Origin of the sequence: Methylomonas stagni, from assembly GCF_050154735.1 — a bacterium.
Taxonomy (GTDB): domain Bacteria; phylum Pseudomonadota; class Gammaproteobacteria; order Methylococcales; family Methylomonadaceae; genus Methylomonas; species Methylomonas koyamae_A.
In genome coordinates, this window is the sequence record NZ_CP189557.1 from 2,090,900 (window position 1) to 2,103,441 (window position 12,542).

A 12,542-nucleotide genomic window follows, 5' to 3' on the forward strand; every position below is an offset into this window, starting at 1 on the left:
CCGCGCGGTGGACCGAAGCGTGGGCGCGGTCGGATGAAAATCCCGTACGGTGGACCGAAATGTTGGCGCGGTCGGACGAGAATCCCGTGCGGTGGACCGAAATATTGGTAGGGTCGGCCGCGCACAATTCAATACCGTGCGGGACGCGGCCTAACGCGGCTGCAGCGGTTCCACGGCAGAGTTTTCCGCTGCTAGGCAGAGTTCGTTTGCTGAGCGTTGGGCTGCGGATATTGGAGGCCGTAGCCTTGGTGCCGGCTCGCGGCTGATCGTGGTAAACACCGCGCGAACGCCTGTCGTCCGGTTCTCACGGCGCGAAACCAGCCACCATTTCCCGCGCGGCGAATTGCGCGTTGATCGTCGCCGCGCGGAAAATTCCCCCTATCAATTTGCAAGGGTTTCCTGTAAAAATTCGGGGAAACGCGTTCATCGGCACCCGACTTGAGAATGGAAAAATCCAGCCGCCCATTACCAAACCGTCTTCGTTCATGTTGATCTCCCGGTTGCGGTCCTCCGCCCGCCCCGGCAAGCCGGCCGCCCGGCGCTGGATGGTTACGCTGGCCTTACTGACCCTCGGCCGAGCCGACGCCGTGCCGCTCCCCGGCAGCCTACCCGACCATCCCACTATCCGGCTCGGCAATACGTTAACCGACCAAGGCAACCCGTCGGAGCTTAGCGGCTCAGCTTCAGGCAACGCCGTTCAACCCGACGTGTTGTTTACCCCCGGCCAAGTCGCGTTGGTAGCGCTGTCGTTGATGGCGGCGTTCTTAATTTGGCATCGCTTGCTGCGCAAACAGGCGCGGACCCGGATCTCGGCGCTCGAAGACCGGGTGTCGGCGCGCACCGCCGAACTGATTCGCAGCGAGGCGCAATTGCGCGCCACGCTGGACAATACCCCGAATATCGCGGTGCAATGGTACGACGCCGCCGGCCGGGTCACTTACTGGAATCCCGCGTCCGAGAAGCTGTACGGTTGGCGTTCCGAGGAGGCGCTCGGCAAGACCCTGGATCAATTGATCTTCACGCCGGAAGCCACCGCCGATTTTCGCCGCCGAATGTTGCTGGCCCATTTACAGCGTTGCCCGCAAGGTCCTTACGAAGTGCGGTTGCACACCCGCGACGGCCAAATGCGCTGGATGCTTTCCACGTTGTTTACGATACCGTTGGAGGACAATCGGCTGGGCTACGTGTGCATGGACACCGACATCACCGAGCGTAAGCTCGCCGAGGAATCGCTACGCGCCAGCGAGGAAAAATTGCGCGGCCTGTACGAACTAGCGCCGCTAGGCATCGCCTTGACCGACATGGACGGCCGCTACATCGAGTTCAACGAGGCGTTTCGCGTCATCTGCGGCTATCCGGCCGACGAATTGACGGATATCGATTACTGGACGCTGACGCCCAAGGAGTACCGGCACGAGGAATCCTTGCAACTGGAGTCGCTAAAACATTCCGGCCGCTACGGACCTTACGAAAAACACTACCGGCGCAAGGACGGTAGTTTGGTGCCGATCAATCTGAACGGCCGGCTGGTGCACGGCCCGGACGGCCGGGAATATATTTGGTCCATCGTCGAGGACATTTCCAAGCGCAAGCATGGCGAGGCCAAATTGCAATTGGCCGCCAGCGTGTTCAGCCATGCCCGCGAAGGCATCATAATTACCAACGCCGCCGGCGTCATCGTCGAAGTCAACGATACCTTCAGCCATATCACCGGCTACAGCAACACCGAAGCCCTGGGTAAAAAACCCAGTTTTTTACATAGCGGCCGGCAGGGGCAAGCCTTCTACGCGATGATGTGGGCCGAGCTGATCTCCAAGGGCTATTGGTCGGGCGAGATCTGGAACCGGCGCAAGGACGGCCGGGAGTTTGCCGAAATGCTGACGATCAGCGCGGTTCACGACGGCGACGGCCGGATTCAGAATTACGTGGCGCTGTTTACCGACATCACCGCGATCAAGGAGCACCAACAACAACTCGAGCATATCGCCCATTACGACGTGCTGACCGGGCTGCCCAATCGGGTGTTATTGACCGACCGGCTTCAGCAAGCGATGCTGCAATGCGAACGGCATGCGACCTCGCTGGCGGTGCTGTATATCGACCTGGACGGTTTCAAGGCGGTCAACGACCGCTACGGTCACGACCTGGGCGATCAACTGCTGATCGCGGTCGCCAACCGCTTAAAGGATACGTTACGGGAGGGCGACTCGTTATCGCGTATCGGCGGCGATGAATTCATCGCGGTGCTGGTCGACTTAAACCAGGCCGGCGATTTCGAAGCGGTGGTCGAGCGTCTGCTGCGGGCCACCTCCAATCCGGTGACGATCGACCAAATCCCGCTGCAAGTATCCGCCAGCGTCGGCATCACACTGTATCCGGACGATCAAGCCGATACCGACCAACTCTTGCGCCACGCCGATCAGGCCATGTACATCGCCAAGCAAGCCGGCAAGAACCGCTATCACGTGTTCGACGTCGGCCGGGATGCGGCGGTCAAGGTGCGCTTCGAAAATATCGAGCGGATTCGTCTGGCCTTGGATCAAGGCGAATTTTGCCTGCACTACCAACCGAAGGTGAATTTGCGCGGCGGCGAGGTGGTCGGCGCCGAAGCGCTGATCCGCTGGCGGCACCCCGAGCAAGGCTTGTTGGCGCCCGCCCTGTTTTTGCCGCACATCGACAACCATCCGCTGTGCGTGGCGCTGGGCGAATGGGTCGTGACCGCCGCGCTGTCGCAAATCAGGGCCTGGGCGGCGGTCGGCGTGCATTTGACGGTCAGCGTGAATATCGACGCCTTCCACTTGCAACAAGCGGACTTTCCGGCGCGGCTGGCGGCGCTATTGTCGGCATTTCCGGATGTTTCGCCGACCGCGCTGGAACTGGAAATCCTGGAAACCAGCGCCTTGCACGATATGGCGGCGGTCATCGACACGATGCACGCCTGCCGCCGGCTCGGCGTACAATTTGCGTTGGACGATTTCGGTACCGGCTTCTCGTCGTTGACCTATTTGCGCCGATTTCCGGCCGAAATTCTGAAAATCGACCAAAGCTTCGTCCGCGACATGCTCGAGGACCCGGACGACCTCACCATCGTCAAGGGCGTGATCGGTCTGGCCACCGCGTTTAAGCGTCTGGTGATTGCCGAGGGCGTGGAAACCCTGGCTCACGCCGAAGTGCTGCTGGAAAACGGTTGCGAACTGGCGCAAGGTTACGGCATCGCCCGGCCGATGCCGGCCGACCGGTTTTACGAATGGCTGACCACCCGCTCGTTGGACGCGGTTTGGACTGCCTGGCTGAACTCGGCCAAACAATCGATCGCTCCCGCGGCCGAGGCGCCGCAATCAACGCCCCGCGCCACCGACATCCGCACCGATTCCTGACCCTTCGAACGCCGCCGTTAGAGAGGCGGCGTTTGGGTGATAACCGGCCGATTTGTTCCCCGAACGGGGCCGAAAGGAACCTAGAATGGCTGCAGGCCGAATCTACCACCCGGCTTTACAGTGCGAGGCTCCCGAAACGAACTGTCCCCGCAGCCCGCGTAACGGCTAGCCAGCGTCGCAGCGACGCGAGCCGACATGACCAACATCCATCTTGGGCCGAATCTATCTTAATACGTCCAGGCAGCCGCCCCGTCCGACCGCTGAGTCCGGCAAGCGGTTTGGCCGGGTTCGGCCCGGTAAACCGCGTCGATCACCGCCGCCGCGTTAACCGGCGGCGGCGTGACGTAAGCGTTGCCGCCATCCGCAGGTAAGCCGGCGCCGGGCTCGCAAACCGGCTCTACTTGAACCTCTCCGCGCCGGGCGTAGACCAAGCCGCTCAGCAAGCCGGCCAGCGCCAGCAATAGCAGGCGGGGCGGCCATCGGCTTTTCAGCCGGCGGCGCCAGGGATATTTGCGGTAGCGGGTATTCATTCGATTCCTCCGTTGGGTTTCGAATCCGGCACCGAAAAACGCCGCCGCCCTATCCCGCTCAATCGAGGATAAGCCGGTTCGGCGCTTTCCGGCCGGTTGTTTCGATTAAAAGTCGAACGTTTCCACTTCTGAAATCATGAATACCGGCGCGCCTCCGCTGGAGATCGCTACCGCGTGCGCGGCGGTTTCCTGACCGCCGGGCGAGCTCAAGCAGGCTTGCAAATCCGCCAGACTGGGGAAATAAACTTCAGCGATCCGGTGGAAGGCCGCCGGACTTTGGTCGGCGTTGGACAGGATCAGCGAGGCCACGAAACGGGTTTTCCCGGCCAATTTTTCGACGGCCATCGGCACGTGCTCGTCGGCATAAAGACGCTCGAAGGTTTCCAGATCGGTCGGGACTGGGTACATCACGATTAATTTTGCTGCTTTCATAGGTAACTCCAATGTTTTGATGAATGGGAGCACATATGAAACGCCTTTTTATGCCAGTAGTAAAATACCGACTACCTATGAAACAATAGGTATTACCTATTCATTATCCGGAGAGCGAACATGGAAATGCAACAAATCCGCTATTTCCTGGCGGTTTGCGACAAGGGCTCGTTTACCCGCGCCGCCCAGTCCAGCTACGTCGCCCAACCATCGTTGACGCAAGCCATCAAAAAATTGGAAGACGAGTTGGGCGGCGAGCTGTTCAGCCGGGAACGCAGCGGTTGCCGACCGACCTCGTTGGGCCGCTTGGTGGAACCGACCTTGCGTCAGATTTTCCGCGAGGCCCAAGCCGTCAAAGCCGAGGCTATTCGTTTCAGCCGCTTGAATACCGTGCCGCTGCGGCTCGGCGTGATGACGACCATCGCCGCCCGGCATTTGAGTCCTTTCTTTGCCGATTTCCAGCGAGAACACCCGCATTTGGAACTGGAATTGGTCGTGGACGGCGAGGCCCAGTTACTGCGGCAACTGGACGAACAAACCTTGGACCTGGTGATTAGCGCCCCCACCCTGCCGCCGCCCGCGCCTTTCCAGACCTTGAGCTTGTACCAGGAGCGTTACGTCGTCGTGTTTAACGACCGGCACCGTTTCAATCAATTGCCGGCCATCGATCTAGCGGCGATACAAGCCGAACCCTATCTGGACCGGCTGAATTGCGAGTTGCGCGAAACCTTGCGCGGCGTGTGCCTGGGCCGGCAAATCGATCTCTACGCCGCTTATCGCAGCAACAGCGAAGACTGGATTCTGGCGATGGCTAGCGCCGGCATCGGCGTTGCGCTGCTGCCGGAATTCAGCGTGCCCAAGCAAGCGGAGCGCTTGAAATGGCGCTATTTGTCCGACCCGGACATTCGTCGGACCGTCTCGGCGATTTATCCAGCGCCGAACGCCGCCAATCCGGAACTCAAGCCGCTGTTGGCGAAACTGCAAGTGGCGTTTTAGGCCGAAAACGCCGCATGACTATTCAGCGCGAAGTAAAAATACCCTCTCCCAACAGAGCGGGGGATGAACACCTCAATGTCGGCTATGCCGTTCGCTGAGCGGCGTCGAAGCGAAATCGCTGGCTTCGGCTCCGCTCAGCCACCGCCTTATGTCGGCTCCGCCCGGCCACCGCATTATTTCGGCTCCGCCCGGCCAGCGCCTTATTTCGGCTCCGCTCAGCCTGCGGCTTACATTGACTGTAACCGTTTAACTTAAAAAGAGCAGTTTGGCGATGAAAAATCCCGTTCGTCCTGAGTTTGTCGAAGGGCGCGCGGGATTTTTCATTCATCCATTTGGCGAGTGTATTCCGAGCCGTCATCATGCTTCGACAAGGCTCTCCTGAACGCAGCCGAAGGACTCAGCACGAACGGCCCGCAATACATACCAACTGCCCTTTTTAGGTTTAACTTAACGCCACAGGTAACCCCTCCCCCAAACGCCCTCTGAATAGTTACAACGCCGCCGGCGGAGCGACCGCCGAAAACCGCGTTAATTCGGCGTTAAGCGGTGCGCTGATAGGCTTAACCTGCACTCCGGATGCACGCGAACCTCCCGCATCCCAGGCAGCCGTTCGGGCGCTCAAGCTAACGGCAATCCCTCTTTAAACAGCGGCTGACCTTGCAGCCGAGGAGTTCTCATGTCACGTTGGATGTGGTTGATCCTGATTCTAAGCCTGTCCGCCGGCTCCGGCCGCGCCGCCGATAGTCCTACTCCGACTTCGACCGTTAGCGCGGACATGATGCACTGCGCGGCCTTCAGTCCCTACGTCGGCCAATTGAACCCGGACTGGGGCGCCCATCCCAGCCCGGAATTGATAGACAATTTGCTGGACCGCCTGATCGCGCAAACCCCGTTTCGCTGCATCATGACCTACGGCGTCACCAACGGCTTGGAGCACACCTTCGCCGCCGCCCGCGCTCGCGGACTCAAGGTGATTGCCATTATCTGGCTGGACCGGGATATTGCGATGAACTCTCAGTCGATTTCGGAGGGCATCGCCGCCGCCCGAACGTATTCGGACACCATCGTCAAGTTGGCTTGCGGCTCGGAAGTGCGCACCCGCCACGCCAAGGCCCTGGACGGCGAGATCCTGCGTTGCCTGGACGCCTTCCGCGAGGCCGGCGTCCGTCAGCCGCTGACGACGATCGATACCTGGTGGGAATGGTGCGACCGCGCGGCCGAGTGTCAGCCCACCGAGTTCGCGGCCAAGGTCGATTGGATAGGCGCGAACATCTTTCCGTGGTGGGAGAACAAGTTTTCCGGCCTGTATCCTTGCACCAGCGCCGAACAAGCCGCCGACTTTCATATCGCTCGCCTGAACCAATTGCGTAAGACCTATCCCGACAAACCGGTGGTCGTCACCGAATTCGGCTGGCCCAGCGGCCCGGAAAACGGCACCGAAGTCAACGCCCATACCGGTCAGCACTGCGGCGTGGCCAGTCCCGCCAATCAGGCCCTGGTGGTGACGTCGACCTTGGCGAAACTGGCCGAAAAAGGCTGGTCCGGCGTGGTCTTCGAAGCCTTCGCCGAAAATTGGAAACCGGGCAACGAAGGTTTGTTCGGCCGCTATTGGGGCATCTGCGCCGGACAAGCGCCTTACGCTTGCCACGGCATACCTCGACGCTAACCACCGCAGCCACGGTCGGCTGGGGTGGTGTTGGGGTTGTCCGGGATTTGGGCTAGGGTCGGCGGAAGGTCGCGAAACGCATCGTTTGCAAGTCGATGCGCCACTGCGCGATCCGCAATGCTTGCGGCGCCGACCAACCCGGCTTGGCCGGCCAGCGCAAATCCAGCGGCAGACAATTGTCGAGAGGATCGTAAACCGCCCCGAGTCCCAACAAACCGTCGAAAGACTCCGCCCCGCCGTCCGGGACACGCGCCAAAGCAACCATGCCCAACGGAATCCGCGCCGGCAAACGCAAGCCGGCGTCCGACCAACGCAACTCAAAATGCTCGGCCGGCCCGGCGGCCGGCTGCGAAGTCCATTCCGATTGCAACAACTCGCTGCTCTCGTCGCGCCAAAACATTCGCCAATGCGGCGTCGGCGCGGCGGCGGACCAAAACAGATACACGTCATCGCCCGCCCGGCACAAGCCGCCGCCGCTGCTATCGTCGGCTCGCGAAAACTCGCCGCCGTGCCGCGACTCGATACGTTCGACCCGAACCCCGCCCGGCGCCAGCCAATGTTCGGCCCACACTTCGCCTATTTCCGGCAGTAAAAACCGACGCTCGTCGACAATGCGATGCGGCCTGGGCCGCACCGGCGCTCGCAATCGGCCGGCCTCGGCAACCGCCGCGCGTGCTTCGAAATACCAGGGTTGCAACAGATGAGCGGCGGCGACCGGCACCGCGATCGGCAGTAATCCGGTGGCGGCGATGCCCAAGGCTTCGCCGCCGATCAGTGCCGGTGAAACCCATCGTCCCAGCCAGACATGCAAGCCAAAATACACGACCGGGCAAACGAACAACAAACACAGGTAAAACACCGCCAAGGCTTCCGGGCCTCCGACCGCTTGCGCCGGCAGCCAGGCGACCGCGGCGGTCGCCGCCAAGATCGGCAGGGTCGCCAGCCGGACCCAGCGCCAGGCCGCGACTTTGCCGCGCCGAGCAAATGCCTTCCGTTCTCCGAGCCACACCCCGGCGCATACCGCCAAGCCCAAGCCCAGCAACGGTGCCCAAATGCCGATAGGAATCGCCCCGAGCATCTGCATAAGTATCCCCGTCAGTGTCGAATCAAGCCGCTAAGCACTGTTTGCGGAAAACCCAAAGCGCTGGCGAACTTGAGGTCTTATCGTGCTACTCGCGACCCGCCATGTCGATGGCATTCGCCACGGCTATTCCGCTGCCGCCTCGGAAACCGGTTTGGAAACATCGATTTCGACGCTCGGCTCCAAATCGGACTTCGATTCGGAATCGCCGCACGCGGCCGACAACGATTCCTCCGGCCGGATGTCGGCGATAGAGATCCGTTGTCTGTTATAACCCAACGCCGTCAATTGCTCGACCAACCATAGCTTGCGGCGCTGAGCTAATAATTCCGTATAAGCGCCGGGTCCCGGATCGGTGGTCGAAAATTTCAGTTGAATGTCTCGCTCCGCCGGCGGCACTACCGGTTTCTTAGACACCGGAGCATTCTTATCCTGCTCGGATTCTGCTGCATCGCCGGAGCCCAGCATCGCCGACTTCAGCATCGTGGCGTCGCTGAACGCGACCGCGCCCGGTTCGTACGTCAAACAATGGATGTCGACATCGGCGGCAACGCTGGGCGCCGGGTCACCGACGTAATCGGAAGGTATCAGGCCGTATGCGCCGAAAACCGCGTCCGCGTAACGGAGACCTTGTATCGTCGGTGTCACCGCACCGTTGTAGGTCCGAGCCACTTGGGCAATCAACGCTTCCAGGGTTTTCGCCGCGCCGGCCTGTTTGACCAATATTTCTAGGTATTGCGATGCCAGTCTGGCGTTCTGGCAGGGATTGTCCAATAAGGCCAGCAAATCCCGGTCCGATAGCGCGTCCCCCAACTCGTTCCGCAGGACCTGCCTGGCGACTTCCGGACGTAGTTGCGCTAATCCGTAGGAGAAATTCGGCAGTCGCCCCGTCAATCGCAAGATGATGTCGGCCAAACCGAATTCGATGCGCCGCTCGAATGCGGAACGGTTGTATTTTTCCGCCGCCAAGATCGCGATCGTTAAATTATGAATATCGATGCCGCCGATGTCGGCCACCGCAACCGTGTAATCCGGACGCAAGCAGGCCAGCTCCGGATGCGACGAGGCGATACTGAGGTGAAGCGCGATATTCTGTCTGTTTTTCTGTTCCGACAGCGAAATGGCCGTTCCTTCGCCCTCGTCGTACAACTGAACTTGAGCATAGCCGGACCGCAACAGAATTGCGTAACCCAAGCGCTCCGGCATGGTCAAATGATCGCGAACCACTTGATCCGGTGTTTGGCCGGTATAGGGTTTTTCGTTGTTGAAGGGCTCGAAAAAAGCCGCGGCGGCGAATAAGCCGCCCAAACCGGCGAACAGCAGCAATTCGCGCCCGGTTTTTTTAAGTAGCGCGGCCCAAGATAGCGGCGAAATAAGTAGCGATCCCACTGGTGACAATCCCCATGAAAGATGTACGAACGGTTTCCAGCCAAGCGAGATTTCCCGCCACATCGTGGGTCGCCGGTTGCGGCAATTGCTCGCGCAATAATAGCTTGGCCAGATCGACCCCCAAACCGGCAAAGTATGAGAAGGACACGAAGTACAAAAAATACACGCAGGCGTATTGAAATTGCAGATGATGCAGAACCGGCTGCTGCAACACGTCCCAAAACACAATGAACGGCCAAGCCAATAACAGCGCCGCGAAAAATCCGGCGGTACGCGCGGTCAATGCCGCTTGTTGAGCCAAATAACGGTAGATGTTTCGGTAATTGATCCGGCTACCCTTGGTGACTTGCATCCATTTGAACGGCAAATAGAACAGCAGAAAGCCCACTAAACAAGGAATGGCTAGCTTTATCGTCAACGACTCCCAACGAAAAGCGCCGTTCTCGCTGTACATAAACGAAGAGAACGAAAAATACAGTTTGTAAGGCGTCAGATAGCTGGCCGCCTTGGTCAAAAAGACGGTGGCGAAAACGCCGCCGACAAAGCCGGGCAAATTGACGCTGGTTCTCGAGACAGGCATGGCTAAACCTCACTTGAATGGCGGACCGAGGGACGCCGGTCGTTTCGCGCGATGGGTAGCGAGTTTCCGATGCCGGCGACCGCCGGCATCGACACCGTTGCGTTGGCGATGATCGTCCAATCATAGGCGATATGCAACAGTACATTTGTACTGGTACGGATGGGTTCGGCCGGAGTCCGTGCCCCTCCGAGGATTAACGAATTTGAACATCCGGCATGTTCCCGCCGCATCGACAGCTGATTTACGCATGGAACTGAAAAAACGGAAGCTACCGGTCGCAGCCTGAGCGGATGCCTGACTTTCCGGTGGCGCGAAAGTCGCCAGCCACGCTACTTGCCGCCAAACCGTGAATTCACGGCGAACCCGGTCGCCCGCCGTGTCTGGCCGGCGCGCCCCTATGCGTGATATGCCGCATTTTTCCAAAAAATACGGCATATCACGCACTTTAGTTCCAAGGGTATGCCGAGAAATGATTCGACCGACGCCTGCTCCCCCGCACGTCTTGGGTGCCACTCGAATCGTTGCGCCGATTCTCGGCTAAACGCCCTCAAGCGCGGTGAAAGCCGGCCCCAGCGAGTTATCACGCCCCGTCGCCAACCGGCACCGGGCGATTCGCTCCGCTCGCCAAGCCTTTCGACTCTGACCGGCTGCCGACACGACAATGCAGTCTTCCCGGCCAACGCTAACCCGTGGCGTGTTTCTTGCTGCCTAAGGCGCTCGACCATCCTAAAATCCAGCCAAGCCGTCCATGTCCGACGCATCTTCCGGTTTTTTACAAACTCTGTTCTTGAGGCACGCCGACGAAATCGGCGCCTTCGTGCGCGGCCGCTGGCCTAAGGAACCGGACGTCGGCGACATCGTGCAGGAAACCTTTTTGCGACTGTCGCAATATCCGGCGCCGGAGACCATCCGCAATCCGAAAGCCTTTCTGCTGCAAACCGCCGCCAATCTGACCGTCGATCGGCATCGCCGCCGCGAGATACGCGAACGCTTGGCCGACGCCGACGCCGAGCCGGAGCTGATTCCCGATCGAGGCTTGTCCCCGGAACATTACTGGCAGGCCCACCAGCAGCTCGAACGCTTCTCGGCCTGGCTGGACGAGTTGCCGGAATTGCAACGCCACGCCTTTGTGTTGTATCGGATCGAAGGTTGTTCGCACCGAGAAATCGCCGACCGGCTGGGCATTTCGGTGCGAGGCTCGGAACGATACGTGATGCTGGCGATGCAGCACATCAGCGCCCGGCTGGCCGCCGACGCGGCGCGACTCTAATCCCAGCCGACCGTCCCCGCCCGACTTTGGTTAAACTGCTCCCTTCCAACTTCGACTCCGACATCCGCGTGACCCAGTCTTCGGCCTGTACTCAAGCTCAACGCGACCAAGCGATCGCTTGGCTGTTGCGACTGCGCGAAACGCCGGCCGACCCGGCGCTGCGCCAGGCCTTTACGGCTTGGCTGGCCGCCGATCCGGCCCATCCGGACGCTTATCGCGAAGCCGAGGCGCAGTGGGCTTGGATGGAACCCTTTACCCGGCAGTCCTTTGCGGCTCGCGACGCCGCGTTGCGCTACCGCGCGGCCCGGAACGACGTTCGCCGCCGCCGGCCGGCCGTTTGGGCCATGGCAGCGACCGTATTGCTGGGGCTGGGCTGGGCCGTGTTTTCGCCGCAAGGCTGGTATGGTTGGTCCAGCACCTACAGCGCCGGCAAGGGCCAGCGGCTGACGGTGACCTTGTCCGACGACTCCCATTTGGAATTGAATACCGATACCGAAGTTCGAGTACGCTACAACCGCAACCGGCGCCACGTCGATCTGGTACGCGGCGAGGCATTCTTCGAAGTACGCCACGACACGACTCGGCCGTTTAGCGTGACCGCCGGCAATCTAACGGTGCGCGACATCGGCACCGCGTTCGACGTTTACCAACAACCCGGCCGGGTCAGCGTAGCGGTGCAAGAAGGCAAGGTCGAAATGGCCGGCGGCCAACAACGGCGCGAGTTGAGCGCCGGCGAACAACTGGCCTACGACAGCGACGACCGCTTCGTGGCCGCCGGCCAAACCGACATCGCCGCCGCTACCGCCTGGCGCCGGGGCCAATTGCTGTTTCGCGGCCGGCCGCTCGGCGAAGTGATGGCCGAAATCGGCCGCTACCACAACGTGGTCATCCGGCTGCGCGATCCCAAACTGGCCGGCCTAAGGGTGAACGGCAATTTCCGCACCGAGCAACTCGACAACTTGTTAAATGCCGTCGCCACGCTGCTGCCGGTGAAAATCAAGCGTCTCGGCGAGCGGGAAATCGTCGTCGAGGCGTCTGACAAGCTGTAACGACCGGATCGGTTGGCGATAAAGCGCCCGCATCGGTATTCAAATGGCGTTCGCCGCCCGGCCATCCCAAACGCGCGACTTGCCGTAACGCGCGACCGCTGTTGCGGGATATGCCGCACTTGCTCTCCGCCGCGAACGTCGCCGGTTCGAAAAATCGCCCTCGTCAAACTCC

At 60.6% G+C, this 12,542-nt stretch carries 11 protein-coding genes; 5 read left to right on the forward strand and 6 right to left on the reverse strand.

The genetic code is table 11. From position 1 onward, the window contains the following. Window positions 1–304 precede the first annotated feature (304 nt). A complete protein-coding gene (locus tag ACP4CD_RS09685) occupies window positions 305–487 on the reverse strand; it encodes a hypothetical protein (protein WP_426994383.1) in 183 nt (60 codons plus the stop codon). Between ACP4CD_RS09685 and ACP4CD_RS09690 the strand changes: the two genes are divergently transcribed. Further along, window positions 486–3,377: a sensor domain-containing protein gene (locus ACP4CD_RS09690; RefSeq protein ID WP_426994384.1), complete on the forward strand. Its 2,892-nt coding sequence runs from the start codon at window positions 486–488 to the stop codon at window positions 3,375–3,377. The genes ACP4CD_RS09685 and ACP4CD_RS09690 overlap by 2 nt on opposite strands. Window positions 3,378–3,604: 227 nt before the next feature. Here the strand turns inward: ACP4CD_RS09690 and ACP4CD_RS09695 are convergent, their stop codons facing one another. Beyond that, entirely contained in the window at window positions 3,605–3,907 is a 303-nt protein-coding gene (locus ACP4CD_RS09695) for a hypothetical protein (protein ID WP_426994385.1), read from the reverse strand. Between the two features lie 105 nt (window positions 3,908–4,012). Then, the gene (locus ACP4CD_RS09700; RefSeq protein WP_064028162.1) at window positions 4,013–4,339 is read right to left on the reverse strand and encodes an EthD family reductase; all 327 of its coding nucleotides are present in this window, start codon (window positions 4,337–4,339) and stop codon (window positions 4,013–4,015) included. Between the two features lie 120 nt (window positions 4,340–4,459). On the opposite strand from ACP4CD_RS09700, the gene ACP4CD_RS09705 reads away from it, so the two are divergent. Next, window positions 4,460–5,335, forward strand: coding sequence for a LysR family transcriptional regulator (locus ACP4CD_RS09705; protein WP_426994386.1), 876 nt, complete (start codon window positions 4,460–4,462; stop codon window positions 5,333–5,335). Between the two features lie 676 nt (window positions 5,336–6,011). After that, window positions 6,012–7,001, forward strand: coding sequence for an exo-beta-1,3-glucanase (locus tag ACP4CD_RS09710; protein ID WP_426994387.1), 990 nt, complete (start codon window positions 6,012–6,014; stop codon window positions 6,999–7,001). A gap of 52 nt (window positions 7,002–7,053) precedes the next feature. Here ACP4CD_RS09710 and ACP4CD_RS09715 read toward each other — a convergent pair whose 3' ends face one another. The 3 genes from ACP4CD_RS09715 to ACP4CD_RS09725 all read right to left on the reverse strand — a co-directional run bounded on the left by ACP4CD_RS09715 (window position 7,054) and on the right by ACP4CD_RS09725 (window position 10,051). Continuing rightward, the gene (locus tag ACP4CD_RS09715) at window positions 7,054–8,085 is read right to left on the reverse strand and encodes a hypothetical protein (protein WP_426994388.1); all 1,032 of its coding nucleotides are present in this window, start codon (window positions 8,083–8,085) and stop codon (window positions 7,054–7,056) included. Window positions 8,086–8,208: 123 nt separating this feature from the next. Further along, window positions 8,209–9,471, reverse strand: a complete 1,263-nt coding sequence (locus ACP4CD_RS09720; protein ID WP_426994389.1) for a hypothetical protein — start codon at window positions 9,469–9,471, stop codon at window positions 8,209–8,211. Then, window positions 9,425–10,051 (reverse strand): hypothetical protein, encoded by a 627-nt coding sequence (locus ACP4CD_RS09725; protein WP_426994390.1) that lies wholly within the window; start codon window positions 10,049–10,051, stop codon window positions 9,425–9,427. Before ACP4CD_RS09725 ends, ACP4CD_RS09720 begins: the two co-directional genes overlap by 47 nt. Window positions 10,052–10,799: 748 nt before the next feature. Here ACP4CD_RS09725 and ACP4CD_RS09730 point away from each other — a divergent pair. Further along, window positions 10,800–11,321 (forward strand): RNA polymerase sigma factor, encoded by a 522-nt coding sequence (locus ACP4CD_RS09730; RefSeq protein ID WP_064028151.1) that lies wholly within the window; start codon window positions 10,800–10,802, stop codon window positions 11,319–11,321. 26 nt (window positions 11,322–11,347) lie between these two features. Further along, window positions 11,348–12,370 carry a FecR family protein gene (locus tag ACP4CD_RS09735; protein ID WP_426994391.1) on the forward strand — a complete coding sequence of 341 codons (1,023 nt, stop codon included), beginning with the start codon at window positions 11,348–11,350 and terminating at the stop codon, window positions 12,368–12,370. Window positions 12,371–12,542 lie beyond the last annotated feature (172 nt).